Below are 22,990 nucleotides of genomic sequence, written 5' to 3'. Positions count from 1 at the left end.
ATTAGTATTGTTTTATCCTTTATTTCTCCTCTTCTATTCATTGATTTGAAAGTTTTATCCGTTACCACATGAAAAAAAGAGCATCTCCATCGATACCCTTTTAATTTTTATTAAATTGCTCTCGCCTTATCTATAAATGCTGCATAACCGATAAATCCTTGTATAGTACGTGCAATAGAATCAGGTTTCTTCTTCTCTTCTCTTATTGGCATAGACTTTGTTTGTTTTTCTAAGATGTCATTAAATGAAATAGGATGAGACTTAGGCAACTCAATGGCGGAAATCGTTAATGCATCGCCTCCACTATATTCATATAGAAATGCATTGGCCATTTGACGATAGCCCTCAAAATTTGGGTGTACATCAGAAATATTCGGTAAAAAGCTTGTAGCATTTAAGCCAAAAGCATCAAACACATTTACATAAACTGCTCCAGCCTGTTCAGCCTGCTGTTGTAAAATTGTATTTAGCTTTATTAGCTGTCTATTTGTGCCTTCTTTTTGCGTAGCATGCACATTAGGATATGCAAAATAATAGCCCATTACATAGACTTTTGCTTTAGGTGCCCGTACCTTCAATTCCTCTAAAATATCTACCATATTTTTTCTGGCGATATTTAATGCATAATCTGTTTGTAGCTGTGAAAAGGCTAATGTACCAGCAGTTGGATTGACCTGAACAAGACGCAGTAAATCGTTGGCACCTGCCGAAATTGTAATGAGCGTAGCATCTGCTAAAAGGTCACTTGCTTCCTTAGATTTTATCCGTTTCAGTACATCTGTTGTTGTAAAGCCTGGGAAAGCAAGCTCCTTGGTAAAGTTACTTAATTGCCCAGTCATGCCCAACCTCATGGCAATAAAATCACTATAGCCGTGGTCAATCTCTTGATAGGGTGTTTGACCGGCTGCCAAGGAATCTCCAATAGCCACGTAATTTTCACTTTGAGCAAAGGTAGATGAAGCACCAAATATCATTGTATTTATAACTATAATAAGACTTAGTAAACGCTTCATCTGCTCAACCCCTTCCCCTTATATCAACAGAATTTAAAAAGCCCAGCTACCTTTGCGGAAAATTGGCTCCACAGTACCATCTGGTAAAATACCGTCAATATCCATCTCTCCACTGCCAATCATAAAATCCTCATGTGTGACAGAAATATTTGCACCTAACGCCTCAAGCTGTCCATTTTCTAAATCTCTGCCACCTTCTAGGCAAGTTGGATACGCCTCACCGATGGCTAAATGGTTGGATGCATTTTCATCAAATAAAGTATTAAAATATAAAATCTCAGAAGCTGAAATTGGAGACTCATGTGGTACTAGCGCTACTTCACCTAAATAGCATGAGCCCTCATCTACCTGTATAAGCTCCTGTAATAAATCATGACCTACCTGTGCCTCGGCCTTGATAATTTTTCCTTCTTCAAATGTTAGTTTAAAGCCATCAATAATATTACCTTGGTATACTAATGGCTTTGTATTGCTCACATAGCCATTTACACCTTGTTTTAATGGTAACGTATATACCTCTTCTGTCGGCATATTTGCAATAAAGACCGTATCATCTGGTGTTTTACTACCTCCAGTAAGCCATTTATGCTGCGGAGCTAATGCAATTGTTAAATCAGTACCTGGTGCTGTATAGTGAAGCTTTGCGTATTTTTTACGATTAAGTAAAGCAGCACGAGACTCTAAATTGGCAACATGTTCGCGCCAATTTTCAACTGCATTGCCCTCTCCAATATGAACCGTTTTAAAAATTGCCTCCCATAGAGCTGGCACCTGTTCCTTAGTTGATAAATTCGGAAAAACCTTCGCGGCCCATTTCGGTGATGGAACTGCAACGATAGACCATGCGATTAAATCCTTCATAACAGCATTGCGATAATTTTTCAGTGCTGCTCCTGATACTTTTTGATGTGTTGCAAGACGCTCGGCTGGAATACCTGTTAATTTATCTGGATCTGCAGCATCAATCCATAATAAAGCACCCTTGCGTTCAATTAGCTCATCACGCATCTTCACTACCCATTCAGGGAAACGATTGAATTCTTCCTCTGAGGCATGCTCGAAATAAGCTCGATCCATTACATCATCAGAAAAATTTACGTGAACACGTCCTGCTCCAGCCTTATAAGCCTCTTTCACTACTAAGCGCGCAAAATCGAGTGCTTCTACTGAAGTATACACTAATAAGTATTGCCCTGGCTGGATATTAACACCAACTTTTACTGCAAGCTCTGCATATGCTTGTAATTTTTCTTCAAACATCATATTCGTTAACCTCGCTTTTGTCCAATTGTTTTTGAATTTCCTTCTACTAGCATGCCATTATGCCATATCTTTTGTACAGATTTGCCTGGAATTTCTCTTATCCATTTTTTATACGCTTTTTCATCTCGATAAGCTAATAACGTTAATACCTCGCCATCTGCTCCAGCACGTCCTGTACGTCCTGAGCGATGCAAGTATTGCTCAATCGTTCTTGGTACATCAACATGAATAACATGTGTTAAACCTGCAATATCTAAACCTCGTGCAGCAATATCTGTAGCGATTAAAATACGTGCCTCTCCTTTGCGGAATGCATCTAATGCCTTTTTACGCTCTTCTTTTTTCATGTCAGAATGTAATGTCACAATAGGTGCAGAACGATATTGTAGCTTCGTTTCTTTCATTAATAATTGATCGATATTGTTTACAAAAGCTAATGCACGTAGCCCTTCTGTATGTGATAAGCGACGTAGGAAATCAGTTTTATCTCGCTCTTCAAGCTTGATAAAGGAATGCACAACCTTTCCAACCTTCACCATATCCTCAGGCTTTATTTTAAAGCGCACTGGCTCAAACATCATGCGACTAGCCACTAACTCAATCTCCTCAGTGATCGTTGCCGAAACCACCACTACTTGTCGCCCATATGCAGAGCCTTCGATAAAGGATTTTACAACCACACGATATTCTCGACTAAGCAACTGGTCGCATTCATCTAGAATAATTGTTTCTATTTCTTTAAGCTTTAATTTTCCTGCTCGTGCTAGTTCATTTAAACGACCAGGCGTTCCAACTACGATTGTCGGCTTTTTCTTTAGCTTTTCAATTTGACGTGCAGCATTTGCGCCACCAATTAATTGCTGAACTGTAATATCTGAGCCTGCTGTCCATTCACGGATAACCTCTACAATTTGCATAGCCAGCTCCTGTGATGGGGCTACAATAAGTCCTTGAGTTTGTTTTTTTGCACCCTTTACTTTATTTAATAAAGGAAGAACATAAGCTAATGTCTTCCCCGATCCTGTTGGCGATTCTGCCACAATATCTTTCCCTTCAAGCATGGCTGGAATCATTTCCTCTTGAATTTTCATCGGTTCTTCAAAGTTCCATTTTGCTTGTAATGCTTCATTTAATAAGTTTATAACTGACATGTTATTTCCCACCTTCTATCTGCTTGACACTAGTTTAACACACTAAGCATTTTCCTACTTCATATGTACGATAACCATTTGCTAATCGTTTCAAAAATTCAGTATGTGATACCTAATAACTAAAAAATCTGCACGCCTCTTGCACGGAATGTAAGCCTCTTGCACTTCATGGAAGGCTTGGGGCTTATCCGCGAAAAGCGAGCAGATTTTTACTAGTTAATCTACTAATTCATAGCCACATGACAAAATCGCACATTCTGCCAGAACAATTAATGAATCAATATATTTATCATTTAGTTTTAAATCTCTATTTACAATCGATAATTCTGTACAGCCTAAAACAATACGATCACAATTAAGTGCTAGCATCGCTTCTTCTATCGGTCGCCATTCCTCTGATGAGACATCCTTTCCAGCCTTAACAAAGTCGTAAATAATTGACATCACTTTTTCCTTGATTTGCTCATCTGGAACAACAGGTGTTAGACCATATTCCTCTAACGCACTTTGATACATGCGCGACGTTAAAGTGCCGGTTGTTGCTAAAATACCAACACGTTTTGCGCCTAAATTATAGGCACGCTTCGCAGTTTCTCGTATCATATGGAGCACTGGAACTGGGGAGCCTTCCGCAATTTCATCATAAAAGGTATGCGCTGTATTACACGGAATAGCTATTATATTGGCCCCGATTGTAGCAAGCTTTCTTGCATCATCTATAATTACTGGAACAGGATTTTCTTTTGTTTGATCTAATATAAAAGCCGTACGATCAGGAATGTTTGTATCATTATCAATAATTGTATGCAGATGCTCCTGATCCTTCGTTGCCTTTGTACGTCTTACAATCATTTCACCGATAAACATTGTTGCAAGTGGACCAACGCCACCAATAATACCTAAAGTTTGTTTTTTCATGAGTTAGACAGACCTTTGTTGTTAAAATATTTCTTATATTTTCGATAAAAGCTTAGATTATCGAGCGTTATGTTCAACCAACGCCTAGCATTCATATCCTTATAATTGAAAATGGAGTCAGTTGCTAGCCCTTGTCGAATCAGGCTCTTTGCTTCAATCACAAGTTGCTCATTTTGAACATATTTAAAAAGTACACCATTTGGCACAATTGTCCAAAGATGCTTGTTTTGCACATAAGTCAGCTGTAGCTTGCTACCACGGATAAAATCATCCGCAACATATTGCATTAGATTATAGCCACTTGCTGTCACATAATAATTTGAAAGCTCATTATGTAATTCAATACTTAAAAGCTTATATTGCCCGTCACGTTCATCATACTTCATATCAAACGTGGCAAAGCCCTGAAATTGGATTTCCTCCAAAAATACTTTGACTTGATTCATTAAATCCCTATCATATATCGTCATAATCGCTACATAACGACCTATTCCATCAGGAGAATGCTCCTCTAAAATGGGATTTCCGATAGCTAATAGCTTCGCTTGTCCGTCTTGCCCAACATAGGCATTGACGACACGCATATTGGCATCCTCACCTGGAATATATTGCTGTACCATCAAGTCATCTCGGTAGGCAGATTCCTTGTAAATAGCCTGGAAAATTGCATCCTTTTCCTCAGTATTATATGCAATATATACCTTTTTCTTACCTGGAAAAATACATGTAGCATACTTTGTCATATTCATTGGTTTAATGACAACTGGATACTCAAAGGGAATTTCAAATTCTTCATAGTCATTGACCGTACAAACATGCATAGCAGGATATTGAAAGCCAAATTTTGCTGAAAGCTCATACATACTCTCACGCGTTAATAGCTGGTTAGCTAGTGGCGCATCTACATAAGGTATGATAAAAAGCTCTGCTAGCTCCTCTTTATGTTGCACTATTTTTTTTACATAAAACTCATCACAGGCCAACAACAATAGTTTTTTATCAGCAAATTCCTCTGCGATTGCCTGTAAAGCCACGACAAAACGTTCTTCAATATTTAGTCTTGGTATTTCACGAAATGTTAATAAATCACTCTGTTGTATTTTCGCCATATTTGTATGATTTACTGCAAGTGGTTTTACACCATAGGATTCGTAAAATGCTCTAGCCATGCCATAAGCATTCATTTCATCTCCTAATAAAACCGGTAAAAAAGCATGGGTAATAGCCATTCTACTCAACTCACTTTAGCTTTTTTTCTTAGTGTAACATACTGCTACTTTATGATGCTGCTAAGAAACTATTTATGCAATGCTACAGCTTGTTCTCCTAGCTCTTTATAGCTTTTGAAAAATTGATCGACATTATATGTAACATAGCCTTTTAATGGGTCCATGACAACTACTTTGTTGCCTAAATGTCCTGTTAAGACGACCGCATGCAAGTTCATATATGCTTCACGCGGCATTGTTTCACCTTTATAGATCCAGCCCTTAGCTGCATTTGTGTTGGGCTTCGATAAATCCAATGTAACCCAAGTCACAACGGGCACACCCTCACGAACAAGCTGTAAAATTTCGTCCTGTGAGGCTTTACTCATATTTGTGACACGTAAATTTGCCTGTTTATCAGCTATTGCTGCCTCTGCCGCTTTAACAATTGGAGCTGCAAAGACATACATACCGTTTGCTTTATCTCTAGGATCACCTGCAAAAGCCTGATGTGGATTTGGACCAAATCGTTGCCCATCTACAGTAGAAATTTTTTGCTTCGGTAAATACGTATCAGCCATTTCAAGCTTTGTAACATTCACACCATAATAATTTAAGACGGCTGTTAACGATGTAATTTCGCAGCCATGTGGTAGCTCAGGATTTTGCATAACAACTGGTACATCCAATTCCTGCTCATCTCTTGAAAAATGTGTTTGTAGTCGATAGTAAGGCTTTGTTGAATCGTACGTAAAATTTTCAATTGTCGTATAGCCATTATTTTCAGTACTATTTTCAAGTGTAGTTGCAGCAATGGCATACTCCTGTCCCTCTATTAACTTTGAAAAGGTTGCCTCTCCCTCATCAGAGCCAATTACATCCTCTACTATTTTTCCCGTCTTCACATCAGTAACCGTTATATATAGATTCGGGATGGGTGCACCACTATTAAACTCTACCGTTAAAACTGTTAATTCACTCTTTTGTTTTTCCTGCTGCGCAAATTGATGACAGCCTGAAAGTAACATAATGATGATAATACCTATTAGTAAAAAGCGTTTATACCCCGTCCACAAGACAAATTCCGCTCCTATTCTATTTTGAAGACCACCACTTCAAATCTATATTTCAATTTGTCGTAGACTCTATTATACGCTAATTTCATAGTCGTTCCTATTCTATCTTTCTTTAATGAACCTACGTCAAAATGGTCAAGGAAATCTGTGACCAACTCGCTTTTCTACACAAGGTAACCAAAGCTAAAGGCTCCAATAGCTAAGTGTTTTTAAAGCACCATCATACACAGAGATTTCCTTTGTCCATTTTAACAATCATACTATTTAATGCGTACTTACCTTAGGCCGCAAAGTATGTTTTAAAACTTTTCCTGAGGCATTACGAGGTAGCTCTGCTAAAAATTCAATCTCATAAGGTACTTTATATTTTGCAAGCTGCTTTCGGCAATAGGCCAATATGGACTCCTCGTCAAGAGCTTTGCCTTCCTTTAATACGACAAATGCCTTTGGTACTTCTCCATATACCTCATGTGGTAGTCCAACAACCGCTGCCTCTAAAATTTCTGGTAACTGATATAAAACCTCTTCTACCTCAATTGGATAAATATTTTCACCACCACGAATAATCATATCTTTTTTACGATCAACAATGTAAAGATAGCCATCTTCGTCAAACCGGCCTAAATCCCCTGATAGAAGCCAGCCATCTCTAATCGTTCTAGCTGTTTCTTCCTCGTTTCGAAGATAGCCTTTCATTACCTGTGGACCTCTTACACAAATTTCTCCTACCTCACCCGCCGGAACAGACTCTCCAAAGCTATCTACTACACGTACCTCTGTTTGAGCCAATGGCTTTCCTACTGATCCAATTTTTGTTAAAGCGTCCATATCTAAAAGAGAGGTAGCTGCAGGTGAATTTTCAGTTTGACCATAAAGATTTTGTACCTTGACATTTGGAAATGCCTCTTTCACTTGCTTCACAAGCTCATATGGCATTGGAGCTGCCCCATAACATAATAAACGTAAACGCTTAAATGTATGTTCCATAAAGCTAGGTGTATTTAATATTATTGTATACATTGATGGAACACCGAAAAAGATTGTCGCCTCAGTCGTGGCAAGTTGCTTTAATGTATTTGCTGGTGAAAAGGCTTCTTCAATGATAACAGTACCACCTTGATAAAACATCGGCATTGCAAATACATGAAGTCCTGCACAGTGAAATAGAGGCGTGCAAATAAACATTCTATCTTCCTTCGTCATATTCATTGAGGATGACCATATCTCTGCCGTTGAGACAATATTTTGATGTGTTAGCATTACTCCCTTTGGCTTACCTGTCGTCCCCGACGTATACATAACAACAGCAGTATCACCATTCACCAATTTGACAGAACGTAGCTGTCCAGTGTAATTCTCTAAAATTTTTTCCATTTCCTTAAACCCAACAGCATGTGAAAAGGAATATGGAATATCTCCTAGTATTTCACTTAATCGCTCATCATAAATGAGTCCTTTTGCTTCTGAATGATTAAAAATAAATTCTACTTCTGGAGCGGCTAATTTTGTATTAATGGGCATAACTACAAATCCCGCTAATTGAACGCCGATATACGCAATTAAAAATAAATCAGAATTCAATGTGTATAAGGCAATTACATCGTCTTTCTTAAAACCCTGCTCTTGTAAATAAGCTGCAAAGGTTTCTGCACATTTGAAAAATTCTTGATAGGTTAGCCTTTTTCCATCATATAACGTTGCAATTCCTTCAGGTTGTTGCACAGCATAGTTTTGTAAAATATCTGTCATTAGCATTGTCATTATAAGCCCCCTGAATTTTTTATTTTTAACTTCAAAAACAAATTACCTTAATAGACCTTGGAACTACATAATTTTCAGAAAATTATGATTATATTCTATCAGGCTATTAAAAATGTGGCAATTTTTCTACCTATTCGAAAATATGAACAACATGCTTCAAAATATACTTAGACATTTTACTTTTCTATCAATTTCTGTTAGGTGTATGATATTTATACAATGTTTTTAAGAAAGGCTTGGTTAAAATGCAGTACGCACTTTTAGGAGATTTACATTCTAATATAGAAGATACAAGGGCGGTATTAGCCCATATCCAGGAAACTGCCAAAGATGCCAGAATAATAGGTTTAGGGGACTTATATGAATGTACTGTAAGTAAGAAAAAGGCACAAATAGTATCTGGTTTATCCCTTCAAAAAGCTGCCATTGTCAATAATGACTTTGAAAATTTACTAACATTTCCTTCGATTCGTGGCAACCAAGAGGAACGCATTACACATGTAACGGGCATTGAACGATTTACAGAACTACCTGAAACAATGGAAATTGAAGGGGCAGTACTAATGCATGGACATCAATTTAAATGGAGCGTGTCATGGCAGCCAACATTCCCTTCAGTTAAAAAATCACTCCTTTTCTTTGGACATAGCCATGAATCTGGTCTTTATCACGGCAATAAAAAACTATCTATTCGAATTCGCTTTGGTCAACCTATCGTGTTACAGGATAAGCAATATGGCATCAATGTTGGCTCTGTTGTTGATCATCGTGAGTGGTGTCTCTATGACAGCGAAAAACGAACAGTAACATTTATGTGTGCATCTGTACTTGAAAATGAAAGTGCTTCATCATCGTGTTAGATAATAGAAAGGGCTCTCCCGTATAGGAAGACCCCTTTGTATTAATGAATATATTGTTTTTTCTCGTTCATTAAAATGTCCTTTAGCTCTTTAAGTTTGTCGATGACTATATACGATTCATTGGTAATTTCAGTTAAGTAAGTTTCAGCCACTGCTTTATTACCTCGATTGTACTCTTGCACCGCCCTTTTTGCTAATTCATGAACATGGATAAATGGACGCTCTAATGCAATGTATGCCTGTTCGTAACTCAACAACTTTTTCCCTGTACCATAGTACCATTCTCCAAGTCGAGATTCATTTGGGGAACCAACATCTTGCTCCGTCATTTGTTCAAAGCCTAGCAATAAATTATAAATTTTCCAGCGCCATAATAAATGGTCTGTAATTGCCAGTTCAATAATATCCTCTTGGCTGATGATAAAGTTTTTCGAAATAGTAGATGAACGATAGCCATCAATCATTTTACTTAGCTTATAAATCGCAGAACCCATATCAAACACAATCACCTTACTTTTTTGCATACTTTCCGTTATATTACGATTGCGCTCTGAAATTTCTGATGATGCTTCTGCCTGTGCTCTAGTAGTTGTCGCAATTTCCTCAAAGCGTATTCCCTGCTGCTGAAGATTTTTATTTAATTCTGTAAGTGTTTGTGAAATTTGCAGTGTATCTGTAACACCCTGATGTAAATCCTGTGAGAATTGATTTGTTAAGGTGTTAATATTATTCGTAATAAGTAATAGCTCCTGAATATCAGTATGAATGGATTTTACCGATGTACTTGTATCATCTGCTAGCTTTCGTACCTCTTCAGCTACTACAGCAAAGCCTTTACCAGCCTCACCTGCACGTGCAGCCTCAATCGAAGCATTAAGTGCCAATAAATTTGTTTGATCGGCGATTCTTTTAATTAGCTCCATTAGCTTCGCTACACTGTTAACCCGATCAACTAAGCGAGCAATATCGTCTTGCATGGACTTATGACCTTCATCTGTTGACTGTAAAATGGCAGAAACTTGTTGCAGTGACTCTAAATCTCCGTTTAATTTTTCCAAAGCCTGTTTTGTATGAGTGGAGACATCCCCTACTGAAGCTGCTATTTCCTCAATACTCGCATCTAAATCATGCATGGAGTTGTCCACCGCAATGATTTCCTTTTGTTGGGTTTCTTGAAATTCAATAAGCTCTTTAATGGAGTCTAATTGTGTATTATATGTAATGATCTCGCCTAAGCCATTGACAACTGAGCCTCCTTGGATTTCAATGTATGTTTCAAGAATAATTTGCTGGTCAATCGTCACTAAACTATCATAAGACAGTAATACATCCAGCATTTTATCCTGATCACGGGATAATTCCTTCACAATCAACGGGATAATTAGTTGATTTATAAGCGTGTAGGCCGAAATCATCCAGTTTGGCAAAACACCAATCCGTGCATGAACATAAGCAATTTTCCGTCTTTTAAAGACATAGTCTAAGTCCAATTCATCATCAAACAAGCTGATAAAATGAGAGTCGAATAAGCCTTTTAAGCGCTCCACAGTTGAATGCGTATTGATAACATGATTAAATTCGGGAATTTCTAATAAACGATCATAAAAATTATCCAATATTTCCTTCCTATTATTTTCGTAAATTTTTCTTAAAAAGCTTACTGATTCTCTTCTAATTCTAGATAATGCGAGGAAATCTAGTTTTTCTTTAAAACGCTCATTTGCCTCAATGTCTGAATTTTTTTCAGCTGAAAAATAATCATAGTCTAGATTAATTTTCTTCCTTTTGAACATAGTAGTCCACTCCCCTAAATTTTAAATACAAGCATTCAAATCTATAAGTCGTTAAGCTATTTTTTCAATTCTTATCCATAACTTGGTTCTTTTCATCCATTATTAATTACCATAATTATGAATGAAAAATTAGCATATACATTTTACCAATAATACAAAAACTAGCATACAATCTCTATAAATTCTTTACACTTTCTTATTTTCTTGTACACCTTATTGACAATTTTCATTTTGTTATATTTATTTATTCAACAAAAAACGCCAAAATCATCTTTTGATCTTAGCGTTTTTTTCGATAGATTATTTTCGATAAAGTTAACAATTCTCACAATCCTGCAATGCATCTAGCAGTTTTTCCATATCACAAATCTGCTGGCACATTGTATCAATCATACATCGTAGAATAGGTATTAATTCTTGGCAAATACAGAATCTCAATACATTCTGTGCCAATCGTACCCCACCCTGATGATGAACAATCATTTCCCTTAGATAGTTGATATTAATATTATTAGAGACTGGTGGTGCACACATCGCCTGGAACATTGCTTCGGTAATTTCTTTGTAGGCACACATATATTCATACAATTCATACTCCGAATTTTGGACGATACAGCATCTATTTTGTATCGCTTCCAAGCATTCTAGCGTCTCTGTGCTTGTTTTAATAATTTCTAATGCGAGATTTTGAACAGGTATATTTGTCGTATAGCGTAAAACATTTTCTGACATCTTAATGGCAGCTACTTGATGCGGGATAATTTGTTTAATAAAATTTTCAGAGATACTACATGTAATGGTCACATAGGTCATACCCTGCATCATTTTATCGAGGATTCGTTGATATTCCTCTAAATATGCCTTTGTAACATTACTGAGTTCAATTGATTTAGCCATTAGACACACTCCTTTCAGAGTAATGTATGCCTGAAAGGTTGATGTGCGGTAGACAAATGTACCAATGAATAATCATTAGTTCCCTTTTACAAGTGCTTTTATTATTTTAGCATGTCAGGAGTATAGTATGGCTCACCAAATGTTTTTGCTACACCCTCCAATACGCCCAAACCTATTTTGTATTTTTATATGTATCCAAGCACTTTTGACAAATACATTTGCGTAATTCCTGTGGCACTGCTTGAAAGATTTCTTCAGGAAAATACACTGCCATGCACCAACAATCTTTTTGCCCATTGACTATACCGCAGTGATTTTCTTTCCCACATAATGGACAATTGTTTACTTCAACTACCATTGGGCAAATCACCTCCTTATCATTACTCTACATAATAACAAAAGAGGAGTACTACATACCCCTCTAGATCTGCTTATTGATTTTTTCCCTGAATCTGTTGCTTTACCTCTGTAACGTCTGTATCACTATACTTCGCTGTACCGTGCCCACCATTCTGTGCCAAAAGCCTTTTTGCCTCATTGTAAGATAAGCCTGCCTCTGCATTTTTTCTTTTGACATCATGAATATCGGTACCAGCAACAGTATACTTTGCTTCATTTTGATTATTCATGACTTCTATGACCTCCTATAATTCATCTGGTTGCAATTCAATTAGTTCGTCACCTTCACGTCCCACTCTTTTATTTAGTTCTTCAATCGGTATGGCGTCTACTGTTTGCATATCTTCGTGCAAATCAAAAATGCTAATCCTATCGGAATCAACCATATCAGGCTTATCCTTACTTGCTAAATGCATAAACATCTTTTTTTCATGTGGTATATTGTCTTTATCCATTATTCTCACTCCTTTAACACTAATGTGTGTAATGGTGAGAATATTATGTGTTTTTCATTTTTATACTTTTATCAACGCGATGATATTCAGAAATTTGTATAACTCTCACATGCTTTGTATGCAGTTCATGATATATTCCCCTACTATCTGTAAAGGTTATATATTGATCTCGTTCACTTCGTACCAACGCCTCTGCCTTTTCCTGAGACTCAATATGAATAAATCTCCTTACATAATGCACTTCATCAAAGAAATAGGTTATTTTATACTCTTTCATTTGGCTATAGCTCCTTGACTACTGGATTTACTGCTTATCATATCCCAATATGTACTTCTTTATCGGATTTTTTCATACCGTTAGCATATCTTATAGAAAAACATGAGGAGGTGATGGCATTGGTCCATACAGTGAAAACGGGAGAAACATTGCCTCAAATAGCGAGAGATTATCGTACATCCCTTTCATCTATCATTGCAGCCAATCCAGGAATCAATCCATATGCACTTTATATAGGACAACAAATAATCATCCCTGGCATTCCTAGTGCCAATACAATTCCCTATAAAATTGAAATATCAACAGATAATCGCTGGCTTCGATTATATAAAAATGATGTTCTGCAAAAACAGTATCCCATTGCGGTTGGTAGAATGCTACATGTTACGCCAGTCGGTAATTTTATTATCATAAATAAAGCTCCAAACCCTGGTGGTCCCTTCGGCACAATGTGGATGAGTCTTTCTAAGGATCATTATGGTATTCATGGAACAAACGACCCTAGTTCTATCGGGCATGCCGTATCACATGGCTGTATTCGCATGCATAATCAAGATGTTGAGGAGCTAGCGAGCATTATTCCAATCGGTACGAGTGTATTTATTCATCCTTAAAAATTTAAAAAGGCTATCTCTTCTTTCCGTAGTCAGATAGCCTCTTGCCCTAGTTATTCTACCTCTCTAGATTGAGTTAGCTTCGATAAATAATATTGCTCCTCCCTCAGCATATGGTCCGCCATAAGTGCTGTAAACGTTCCTAATACTTCTGCACTTAATTCCATTTCCTCTAACTCACGTAAAAAAGTTTTAAATAAAGTCATTTCTAGCTCTACTTCTTTATTAAAGCGATTTAATGCGGGAAATGTTTCTATATTAGAACGTAAATAACCAGTAAGCTCTACTGCTTTTAAATAAAATTGATCAAAATGCTGTGTAAATTCATGACTTTTTTGCTTCAGTCTTTGTTCCACCCCGTCCAAATCATCATGAATGGCTCCTGCATGTCCTGATGCATCTAAAAGCCAGAGTAAATGATGATGCAGTTCATGAAAAATAGGTGGAACTTCTCCTTTCTTAAGATAGCTTAGGACAATTTGATATTCCTCTAATTCATTGACCATATGATTTATAAAGGTTGGTGGTAGATGAATATTAATATTTCCTACTAATTGCTTTCTGAGGATATGAAATTTAAATTGCTTTAGTTGCTCTACTGCTTCATCAACAGTAACTGAAAAGGATACCGCATTATTGGCATCTATTGAATTCACATAAGCAAGCAGTTGTGTAAATTGTTGGATAAATGAACTCGCCTTTTTAATTTCCTCTGTTTCTGATGGATATAATGAATCATGAATGAATTGAGAATGATCTTTTAGTATTCTCAGCCAAAACCGATGCTCAAATACTGCATGCTGTAAGTAATTCGACAACATTACATCTCCTTTATTCTGTTCGTTGCTCTATTCTATTCTTCTTAAAAATCTAATATTAATGATTGGATGAAAGTTTGTCCCTCTAATTGTCTTTTCGTATAGGATGAAACGCTTATAGCTATACTACATAATGCTGAAGCAACAAAAAGAATTGGAGGGATACGCTTGTCCACAAAAAACAATTTATTATCTATTTTTGCTTTAGGTGGCATTAACGAAATTGGCAAAAATATGTATGTAGTACAGTATGGAAACGAAATGCTAATCATTGACTGTGGTGCAAAGTTTCCAGACGAAAGCTTGCTGGGAATTGATTTAATCATCCCTGATATTACGTATTTACAGGAACACAAAGAAAAAATTAAAGCATTGATTGTGACACATGGGCATGAGGATCATATTGGAGGAATTCCTTACCTTTTAAAAAAGTTGAATGTTCCTATTTATGCCACACGATTTACGCTTGGGTTAATCGAATTAAAACTAAAAGAGCATAAGCTTTTACGAGAAACCGATTTAATAGAAATCCATTCTGATTCATTATTAAACTTTGGACAAGTTGATGTTAGTTTCTTCCGAACAAATCATAGTATACCTGATTGTCTAGGAATCGTTTTCCATACTCCTGAAGGTAATGTAGTACACACTGGTGATTTTAAATTTGATTTAACGCCTGTTAATAATCAGTTTGCAGATATTCATAAGATGGCTGAAATCGGCACAAATGGCGTATTGGCTCTAATCTCTGAAAGTACCAATGCCGAAAGACCGGGGTTAACACCATCAGAAAAGCTTGTCGGTGATCATATTGAAGAAGCATTTTTACATGCCGAACGTAAAATTATTATTTCTACATTTGCCTCAAATGTGAATCGTATTCAACAAATTGTCAATGCCACTATCGCTACAGATAGAAAGCTTGCATTGCTAGGTCGTAGCATGGTAAATGTGGTGGATGTAGCACTTGAGCGGGGGTATTTAAACATTCCAGAGGATATGTTAATCGATGCTCGTGAAGTAAAATATCACTCACCTGAGGAAGTAGTCGTACTATGTACTGGTAGTCAGGGGGAGCCATTAGCAGCTCTATCACGGCTAGCAAGTGGTAGTCATCGTGAGGTAAAAATATTACCTGATGACACAGTAATTTTAGCCTCATCCCCTATTCCAGGAAATGAGAAGGGTGTATCACGCATTGTCGATAATTTATTTCAGCTTGGCGCAAAGGTTATTTATGGCTCCTCCAGCCATACAGGTATGCATGTTTCAGGACATGGCTATCAGGAGGATTTAAAACTAATGCTCACTTTAATGAAGCCTAAATTTTTCATTCCCATTCATGGGGAGTTCCGAATGTTACACCAGCATCGCTTGCTAGCAGAATCTGTTGGTGTCAAAAGAGGACATACCTTTATTATGAAGAACGGGGATGTTGTTGATATTGAAGATGCAAAGGCTAGACAAACCCGAAAAATTCCGTCCGGAGACACATATGTAGATGGCATTGGTATCGGTGAGGTAGAAGGCATTGTCCTGCGTGATCGTAAACAGCTTTCCGAGGATGGAATGCTAGTCATCGTTTTAACACTTAGTAAGGCTGATGGAACATTTATTTCAGAGCCAGATACAATTTCACGAGGTTTTGTTTATGCAAAAGATTTTGAGGAACTTTTAACAAAAGTTAATTTTCTTGTAAAAGAAACAGTCAATGAGCTACAAGAGGAAGGTAGACAGCAAATTCATGTCTTAAAGAGAGAAATTAAACGCGCTATTGGTCAATATCTTTTTACACAAACAAAAAGAAAACCAATGATACTGCCTATTATTATTGATATATAAAAGTCGGTGCGAGGGTTCAACTTCTCTCGCTCGCACCACTTATTTATGCTACTGAATGCTGAATGTTTTAAAAAAGTCTGTCTCCTGTATGTCCTTGACTAATTCGCCCTTAAAAATTCTATATAGCAAAAGATTGTAAAGGTGCTGAACCTGATTAAATCCATGACATACATTTTTGGCGTGCCCTTCTATCGGTACGGAGAAATGGTGGAAATACTGTGGTAACCCATCTATTTGGGTCAATAAAAAGTCTTTATTGTTTATTAAATGCTGCACTTTATTTAAAATTTGTACCATACTATATTGAATCTCGACATTCGGAATTTTAAGGGAAATTTGATGTAGATGGTACCATTCTTTATTTACACGATACCAGTTCAAAAAATGGTATAAATAATCGCTTAAAATAATCGATTCATCTGGAATAATCGCTATGAGATCCTTGGCAATCCATACTTCTTCTTCACACTGATACACTTGCTTATTGGTAGCATTTAAGTTAGTTTTCGTAAGTATGATAGTTTTCGCGGGGACTGTTGTACACTTAAAATATTTTTCATATGTACGATCAATTTTCGGTAATTCAGCAATTTTACCATTTAGTATTAGCTGCTTTAAGAATTTTGCTGAAATGAAGGGAGATCCTCTTTTTGAGAAATATTTTTTCTTCGGTACTATTTCGCCAGTCTCTATTATAGCTACCTCATCTAATCGATAACATTTAACCATGCTTGAATCCTCCAATCTAACATACATGGAAACTCATTTTTCACATGCCACTTGCCTTAATAAGAGCTTCCTTTTATCAATTGTACCATTTTAATGCAACATAATCTCTATTATACCAATATAATAGTATATGCATTTTTAAGGTTTTTCACTAGCTTTTTACATAGAGGTGATTCATATGTCAGACTTTTTAAAGCTAGTAGGTGAACAACTCCGTATTATCAGAGTGTCCAAGGGACTTAGTCAGGAAGAAGTGGCAGAAAGAACGGGAAAATTAGGTTTTAGCAAAGGTAGAGTTTCAAATATTGAACATGGGCAATCAAATATTACATTGAGTACTCTAGAAACACTAATGAAAGCGTTAGATATTGCCCCTGAGGAGCTTTTTAATTTCCAAAAATTATCTGGCGTTACTGATATTGAAGAAAAGAACCTCATGCTTGATATCCATCGTTCATTATTAAGGGAGCGTAATTTAGACGAAGTAAAATACGTAGTACGCATTACGAAGGATTTTTTAGATACGATTGATTCACAATCAAAGAAAAACAGCTCCAATGGTCAATAACATTGGGGCTGTTTTTAACAATAAGGTTAAAAATTCTTTTTTGAAATTTCTTGATACACTGTCTTAATTCGATTAATATCTACCTCATACTTATTTTCATACTTTCTAGCAATATTTTGTATTGGCTCCTTAGGTCCATAATAAATAGTATTAAAATCATCATTACTGTATTGTACAACAAAAATTTCATCAAATGCGTCAAATGTATTCTGATTTAAGGTAATAAAACCTGTGCTTTGTGCTGTGGTTTTTACACTAATTTTTTTTCCATTACTGATGACATCAAACCCATGTTGATTCGTCTGTTTAGAGAGACTGCCCATCGTAACGATTGCACATAAAAATTCACCAATTCGTCCAATTAAATGACGTAATTCTGTAGGTTTACAGCCAAGGAGACTCATTTCATACTTTAGGATCTCGTTATAATCCTCATATAATTTAACAATTTGACTGGTACTAATAATATTTAATGACTCAGGTGTAGTATTAATGTTAATAGGTTTATCATATAGAACCTTTACACCGTTTCGCCACTCTCCAACGATTAATTCACCATTCTGTTTTTGTGGCTTATGAAATATAAGGCCAGTATATGCAAAATTTTCTCCTATGTATTTGTATGTGCTTTTTGTAATGTATTGAAATAAATGCTTTTGGAAAAGGATTCCTTTGTTATACCGATTGTAACAATAGTCCGATAAAATAACACTTCCTGGATTTGTATTGAATTTTCGTTGTAACTCTTCTTTTACTTGTGCAGTTGTTACGATTTGATTCACTTTATCCGCCAATAATTCTTTAATTTGCTCATAGATGGTCATAGCGAAGATTGCCTCCTTTTTCTAAATCCTCTTTATTTTATCAAAAGGCATACCCTTATTTTGTCCATATAAAAAAATCCATTTAGCTAAAGCCAAATGAATTTAATGTTGTAAAAAACTATAATGTCTATGAAGTAACGAAGCCTAAATAATAAATGTTTATATAAAATTAGAATAACAGAGGCTCATCGCACACCCCTAGGAAAGAAAGCTATGACGAATATTCTATTAAATAAAAAAAACCTTCTACCTAGCACAAATACAAGTCAATCATGCACATATTCTTATTAATTCAGCAATTCCCCCTCAAAACACAGATTTCCTTATGCATTCGACAAAACAAACCCCAAGTCCTGAATGGGAATTATATTGTAGTTTTTATTCCATACCGAATTTTTGGCGGTATCCGCATTTTCTACAAAGCTCCTCGACCGCTTCTCTCCGTGAAAATCCATCGACAATATTATTTGCACGTTCTCCTTCCACAATTTCACCAAAGGATTTCTCATGCACATTCCCTAAATTAATGACACCCTCACCATCTAGACAGCATGGCACAACCGTACCATCCACTAAAATAGCAGCCTGGCTTCGAAGTGCATGGCAAAAACCCTTTCCTTCATCCTCAGGGGCAAGTAAGCTTGGCCATCTAAATTCATGATCCTGATTCAAATAAATATTAGGAGCAATTTTTACACCTTTACCAGGCTGCACTTTTTCTTCTATGTGATAGTCTAGATGGTATTCATTCTCTAGAACTTCCAATGTTTCACGGTTTCTACGGGCAGCAATATCAGAGACATGGTCTTTTTGTAAATTCCATAAACGGTAGGAAATAATTGTATTGTATTCTCGCGCAGCACGAACAAAATCCAATATATCTCCTAAATATTTTTCCCGATTTTCTGATCCCTCATGTCCATCAAAGCTATGTAAAGAGAAATTGATTTGACGTAAGGCTGGTTTTCCTAGTAGCTTTTCACGATTCTTTTTAATCAGCGTCCCATTTGTTGTAATATTTACTTTAAAACCTTTTGCATGTGCAGCATCAAGCAGCTGGTCAATTCGGGGATGTAACAGTGGCTCTCCCTTTACATGCAAATAAATATATTTTGTGTGTGGACGTATTTCATCCAGTATGTGATTAAATTGTTCTACTTTTATCAGACCCTTTGCACGGGCAGTTGGCGGACAAAAACTACAGGCTAAGTTACAGACACTTGTTATCTCTATATAAACCTTTTTAAATGTTCTCAAAGTTGATTCACCGTTCCAGTTCTTTAAATATTCAAATCCTTTTTTATTTTAACAAATTTAGATGATAAGGGGCAGCTTTCAGTGTTGTCTTGTCCTCTATATTATTTATTCATTGTATGGCTACATGTACAAGTAAGTTCGAAAAATATTAATATCTTAATAATGATACTAAAATGAAGGGAGTGAAAACTATGTCTGATCATAAACGTGATAATGAACACTCAAAGGATCCAGCCAAAAATCATATTACCATCAATTTTACTTTTAATATCGGGAATACGGATATCCACTTTGAACAAAGGGCTGAGGGTGGTGGGCAAATCAATAAGGATGTAGGTACTAATGCCAACCAAGGCGGTCAAAATGCAATTAACGGCAGCACTAGAAACGTAAACTCTCAATTCGCCGATGGAAATGGTCGCAGCGGTATAGCTGGGAATGATAATGATGAAGCAGGAGGACAACAAGGAATAAAAGTAAGGGATAGTCTCGTTATTGACAGCGATATCCATTCATCCTCTAACCATAGTGAAAGTAATGAAGAGGAGATTGAATAAGAATAAGCTTTAATATACTGAACAATAAAAGCTTCTATTTGTTTGTAGTATTTCAACAAATAGAAGCTTTTGGTTTGAAAGAGCCTGCTCATACATTTCGTTTATAATTCTTTGTGCCATCATAAGAATATAATACAGGCTTACCTTCAACATATGTTTCTAAATGAACAGGGCGGCCCCAAAGCTGATAAATATACGGTAGGACATTTTCTAAATAATGTGGATCTAGCTCCATTCCCTCATAGCCATGTACTAAATAAAGCTCTCCATTTCGAAGATAATCTCCATTTTTGACGACAATATAAGGAAATCCTCCATTAACACGCATAGAAACGAGCTGATCCCTTACCATCTCATGTTCCTTATCTGTAATACGGTATTCATTCCCCTTTTTCTGGAACAAATAGAGATCCTCTTGTTTTGCTAAATCCTTTGTTAAATAGTTGCGAATAAAGGAGATATCCGATTCTATCTCCCTTACCTCAAACATTTTCTCCCTACCTGAATGCGGTTGAATACCTAGCTTTTTCATATCTTCTGTTGGATGATTATAACGATTTTCAATATCCTCAAATATTTTCACACCTAGATAATAAGGATTTATAGACGTCTTTGAGGGCTGCACTACGCCCGCATTTAATTTTGCATATTCAATTGTTTCCGCTGTTGTGAGTTTAAGCTCTCGCATAATGCGCTGATGCCAATAGGAAGCCCAGCCCTCATTCATAATTTTTGTTTCTAACTGTGGCCAGAAATAGAGCATCTCTTCTCGCATCATCGTCAACACATCCCGCTGCCAATTTTCTAGCTCACGGCTATGCTCCTCTAAAAATAATAATAGATCCTTTTCTGGCTTTGGCGGAAATTGCTTTATTTTCCGACGAATTGGACTTGATTGTTTTTCCTTATTGTCTAAATTCCACAAATCATCATAAGGCGATTTTGTGGGGATAATTTCCTCTTCAAATTCTTCCTCTGTATCCCAGGATAGCTTTGGACGTAAAATAGATGGATCGATATGCTCCTGAATTGCTAAAACTGCATCCAAGAACTTTTCAACCTCATCCTTGCCATAGTCTCTTTCATAGCCAGCAATCCGTTCAGCTGTGGCCGTCATGCTCTCCACCATATCTCTTCTAGTATTAGAGAAGCGTACATTATTTTTAAAGAAATCACAATGTGCCAACACATGAGCAATAATTAGTTTATTCTGTGTTAAGGTATTTGTATCAAGCAAAAATGCATAGCATGGATTCGAATTAATCACTAGCTCATATATTTGACTTAGTCCTAAATCATATTGGAGCTTCATTTTATGAAACTGTTTCCCAAAGCTCCAATGTGAAAACCGTGTAGGCATACCATATGCGCCGAAGGTATAGATTATATCTGCTGGACAAATTTCATAACGCATTGGAAAAAAATCTAAGCCAAAGCCTGAGGCAATTTCGGTAATTTCATCAATCGCTCGATGCAGCTCATTCATCTCCATTTTTTCTGCCCCCTCCTTTGAACATATAGGCTTGAAACGTTTCTGATTTATTCCTCATCTTTTTTGAAAAAGCTCTTTAAGGCATCATACACATCGCCTTTCTTTTTCAAAATATGATACCTAAATTTCGGATCATCTATCTTTTTGTAGGTGTACATTAGTGTAGAAAAACGATTATGCTGATTCACTTCACCATATCCAAACATACTCGAAACTTCCATTAACTCGTTAACCAGCTTCAAGCATTTTTCATTATCCATTGAAATGTTCTCACCATCTGAAAAATGCACTGGATAAATATTGTAGCGAGAAGGGTTATACTTTTCTCGAATTAGCTCCAGCGCTTTTATATAGGCTGATGAACATATAGTGCCACCACTTTCTCCCTTTGTGAAAAATTCTTCCTCCGTAACCACTTTTGCCTCTGTATGATGGGCAATAAACTCAATTTCCACTGTTTCATACTTAGAACGTAGAAATTTCGTCATCCAGAAGAAGAAGCTTCTCGCACAATATTTTTCAAAGGAACCCATCGATCCACTCGTATCCATCATCGCCAGGACAACTGCCTTGGATTCGGGCTTCTCAACCTCATCCCATGTTTTAAAACGTAAATCATCATTATGAATTGGCGTTATTTCTGGTTTTCCTTGCATCGCATTGCGCTTAAGTGCATTTAGAATTGTGCGTTTTTTATCAACATTTCCCATAAGACCTTTTTTCCGAATATCGTTAAATTCGATTTTTTCAGTTTTAATATCTGCTTTTTCTTTTTGTTGTAGATTAGGTAGCTCTAGCTCATTAAATAAGACTTTTTGGACCTCTTCAATGCTTACCTCAGCCTCATAATAGTCTTGACCTGGCTTATCACCAGCTTCCTTCCCTTTACCAGCAGCTTGATTGCCTCTGCCTGGCTCGCGAGCAACTACATCCCCTACATTACTGTCTCCTTGTCCTTGCCCAACATGCTTTGAATTATCATAGTTATACCGAATTTTATATTCATCCAGTGAACGGATAGGAATTTTTATAACATCACGGCCATTGGACATGACTATACTTTCCTCACTAACTAAATCAGGCAAATTATTCTTGATTGCATCTTTTACCTTTTCCATATGACGTTGCTGGTCCTGGTGCCCTTTACGATGGAGGGACCAATTTTCCTGAGAGATGACAAAGCGTTTGTTTTCGTGTTCAGTCATTTTTATCCTCACC

24 protein-coding genes are annotated in these 22,990 nt (G+C 36.6%); 5 read left to right on the top strand and 19 right to left on the bottom strand.

Annotation, left to right across the window (positions count from 1 at the left end):
• Window positions 1-110: 110 nt before the first annotated feature.
• The 7 genes from AC2CGN_RS20240 to AC2CGN_RS20210 form a co-directional block, all read right to left on the bottom strand.
• The gene (locus AC2CGN_RS20240) at window positions 111-1,013 is read right to left on the bottom strand and encodes an SGNH/GDSL hydrolase family protein (RefSeq protein ID WP_484515868.1); all 903 of its coding nucleotides are present in this window, start codon (window positions 1,011-1,013) and stop codon (window positions 111-113) included.
• A 33-nt stretch (window positions 1,014-1,046) separates the two neighbouring features.
• A complete protein-coding gene (locus AC2CGN_RS20235; RefSeq protein ID WP_484515867.1) occupies window positions 1,047-2,276 on the bottom strand; it encodes an aminopeptidase in 1,230 nt (409 codons plus the stop codon).
• Between the two features lie 5 nt (window positions 2,277-2,281).
• On the bottom strand, window positions 2,282-3,427 hold the full coding sequence (locus tag AC2CGN_RS20230) for a DEAD/DEAH box helicase (protein ID WP_429983087.1): 1,146 nt from the start codon (window positions 3,425-3,427) through the stop codon (window positions 2,282-2,284).
• 216 nt (window positions 3,428-3,643) lie between these two features.
• On the bottom strand, window positions 3,644-4,345 hold the full coding sequence (cuyB, locus tag AC2CGN_RS20225) for a cysteate racemase (protein WP_484515865.1): 702 nt from the start codon (window positions 4,343-4,345) through the stop codon (window positions 3,644-3,646).
• Entirely contained in the window at window positions 4,342-5,574 is a 1,233-nt protein-coding gene (locus AC2CGN_RS20220; protein ID WP_484515863.1) for a carboxylate--amine ligase, read from the bottom strand. The genes cuyB and AC2CGN_RS20220 overlap by 4 nt, the downstream gene beginning before the upstream one ends.
• Window positions 5,575-5,642: 68 nt before the next feature.
• Window positions 5,643-6,629, bottom strand: a complete 987-nt coding sequence (locus AC2CGN_RS20215; RefSeq protein WP_429986160.1) for a C39 family peptidase — start codon at window positions 6,627-6,629, stop codon at window positions 5,643-5,645.
• A gap of 264 nt (window positions 6,630-6,893) precedes the next feature.
• Window positions 6,894-8,390: a class I adenylate-forming enzyme family protein gene (locus AC2CGN_RS20210; RefSeq protein WP_484515860.1), complete on the bottom strand. Its 1,497-nt coding sequence runs from the start codon at window positions 8,388-8,390 to the stop codon at window positions 6,894-6,896.
• Window positions 8,391-8,635: 245 nt separating this feature from the next.
• On the opposite strand from AC2CGN_RS20210, the gene AC2CGN_RS20205 reads away from it, so the two are divergent.
• A complete protein-coding gene (locus AC2CGN_RS20205) occupies window positions 8,636-9,250 on the top strand; it encodes a metallophosphoesterase family protein (RefSeq protein WP_484515907.1) in 615 nt (204 codons plus the stop codon).
• Between the two features lie 41 nt (window positions 9,251-9,291).
• On the opposite strand, the gene AC2CGN_RS20200 is transcribed toward AC2CGN_RS20205, so the two are convergent.
• The 6 genes from AC2CGN_RS20200 to AC2CGN_RS20175 form a co-directional block, all read right to left on the bottom strand.
• On the bottom strand, window positions 9,292-11,043 hold the full coding sequence (locus AC2CGN_RS20200; protein ID WP_484515859.1) for a protoglobin domain-containing protein: 1,752 nt from the start codon (window positions 11,041-11,043) through the stop codon (window positions 9,292-9,294).
• Between the two features lie 315 nt (window positions 11,044-11,358).
• On the bottom strand, window positions 11,359-11,940 hold the full coding sequence (locus AC2CGN_RS20195) for a DUF305 domain-containing protein (protein WP_286924787.1): 582 nt from the start codon (window positions 11,938-11,940) through the stop codon (window positions 11,359-11,361).
• A 172-nt stretch (window positions 11,941-12,112) separates the two neighbouring features.
• The gene (locus AC2CGN_RS20190) at window positions 12,113-12,298 is read right to left on the bottom strand and encodes a cysteine-rich CWC family protein (protein ID WP_484515857.1); all 186 of its coding nucleotides are present in this window, start codon (window positions 12,296-12,298) and stop codon (window positions 12,113-12,115) included.
• 73 nt (window positions 12,299-12,371) lie between these two features.
• Complete coding sequence (locus AC2CGN_RS20185) at window positions 12,372-12,569, bottom strand: gamma-type small acid-soluble spore protein (protein ID WP_429986165.1); 198 nt, start codon at window positions 12,567-12,569, stop codon at window positions 12,372-12,374.
• A 15-nt stretch (window positions 12,570-12,584) separates the two neighbouring features.
• Window positions 12,585-12,794, bottom strand: a complete 210-nt coding sequence (locus tag AC2CGN_RS20180; protein ID WP_286924784.1) for a hypothetical protein — start codon at window positions 12,792-12,794, stop codon at window positions 12,585-12,587.
• Window positions 12,795-12,837: 43 nt separating this feature from the next.
• Window positions 12,838-13,071, bottom strand: a complete 234-nt coding sequence (locus AC2CGN_RS20175; protein WP_286924783.1) for a hypothetical protein — start codon at window positions 13,069-13,071, stop codon at window positions 12,838-12,840.
• Window positions 13,072-13,190: 119 nt separating this feature from the next.
• On the opposite strand from AC2CGN_RS20175, the gene AC2CGN_RS20170 reads away from it, so the two are divergent.
• Window positions 13,191-13,685: a L,D-transpeptidase family protein gene (locus AC2CGN_RS20170; RefSeq protein WP_484515854.1), complete on the top strand. Its 495-nt coding sequence runs from the start codon at window positions 13,191-13,193 to the stop codon at window positions 13,683-13,685.
• A 53-nt stretch (window positions 13,686-13,738) separates the two neighbouring features.
• Here AC2CGN_RS20170 and AC2CGN_RS20165 read toward each other — a convergent pair whose 3' ends face one another.
• Window positions 13,739-14,506, bottom strand: coding sequence for a DUF2935 domain-containing protein (locus AC2CGN_RS20165; RefSeq protein WP_376781210.1), 768 nt, complete (start codon window positions 14,504-14,506; stop codon window positions 13,739-13,741).
• A gap of 165 nt (window positions 14,507-14,671) precedes the next feature.
• Between AC2CGN_RS20165 and AC2CGN_RS20160 the strand changes: the two genes are divergently transcribed.
• On the top strand, window positions 14,672-16,345 hold the full coding sequence (locus AC2CGN_RS20160) for a ribonuclease J (protein ID WP_286924780.1): 1,674 nt from the start codon (window positions 14,672-14,674) through the stop codon (window positions 16,343-16,345).
• Between the two features lie 48 nt (window positions 16,346-16,393).
• Here the strand turns inward: AC2CGN_RS20160 and AC2CGN_RS20155 are convergent, their stop codons facing one another.
• Window positions 16,394-17,074 (bottom strand): restriction endonuclease subunit S, encoded by a 681-nt coding sequence (locus AC2CGN_RS20155; protein WP_286924779.1) that lies wholly within the window; start codon window positions 17,072-17,074, stop codon window positions 16,394-16,396.
• A 178-nt stretch (window positions 17,075-17,252) separates the two neighbouring features.
• Here AC2CGN_RS20155 and AC2CGN_RS20150 point away from each other — a divergent pair, with 178 nt between their 5' ends.
• Window positions 17,253-17,642 (top strand): helix-turn-helix domain-containing protein, encoded by a 390-nt coding sequence (locus tag AC2CGN_RS20150; RefSeq protein WP_286924778.1) that lies wholly within the window; start codon window positions 17,253-17,255, stop codon window positions 17,640-17,642.
• Window positions 17,643-17,668: 26 nt separating this feature from the next.
• Here the strand turns inward: AC2CGN_RS20150 and AC2CGN_RS20145 are convergent, their stop codons facing one another.
• Together AC2CGN_RS20145 and AC2CGN_RS20140 are read right to left on the bottom strand one after the other, a co-directional pair.
• Window positions 17,669-18,466 (bottom strand): DUF7225 domain-containing protein, encoded by a 798-nt coding sequence (locus AC2CGN_RS20145; protein ID WP_484515851.1) that lies wholly within the window; start codon window positions 18,464-18,466, stop codon window positions 17,669-17,671.
• Between the two features lie 378 nt (window positions 18,467-18,844).
• Complete coding sequence (locus AC2CGN_RS20140; RefSeq protein WP_429983100.1) at window positions 18,845-19,723, bottom strand: radical SAM/SPASM domain-containing protein; 879 nt, start codon at window positions 19,721-19,723, stop codon at window positions 18,845-18,847.
• Between the two features lie 191 nt (window positions 19,724-19,914).
• Here AC2CGN_RS20140 and AC2CGN_RS20135 point away from each other — a divergent pair, with 191 nt between their 5' ends.
• Window positions 19,915-20,280, top strand: a complete 366-nt coding sequence (locus AC2CGN_RS20135; RefSeq protein ID WP_484515849.1) for a hypothetical protein — start codon at window positions 19,915-19,917, stop codon at window positions 20,278-20,280.
• 88 nt (window positions 20,281-20,368) lie between these two features.
• On the opposite strand, the gene AC2CGN_RS20130 is transcribed toward AC2CGN_RS20135, so the two are convergent.
• Together AC2CGN_RS20130 and yhbH are read right to left on the bottom strand one after the other, a co-directional pair.
• Entirely contained in the window at window positions 20,369-21,772 is a 1,404-nt protein-coding gene (locus tag AC2CGN_RS20130) for a SpoVR family protein (RefSeq protein ID WP_484515847.1), read from the bottom strand.
• A 47-nt stretch (window positions 21,773-21,819) separates the two neighbouring features.
• A complete protein-coding gene (gene yhbH / locus AC2CGN_RS20125) occupies window positions 21,820-22,977 on the bottom strand; it encodes a sporulation protein YhbH (protein ID WP_429986169.1) in 1,158 nt (385 codons plus the stop codon).
• Between the last annotated feature and the right edge of the window lie 13 nt (window positions 22,978-22,990).

The organism is Lysinibacillus sp. DFXJR4, assembly GCF_057196045.1.
Note: the sequence above shows the minus strand (reverse complement) of the source record. Positions and strands in the feature narration are given on the sequence as shown.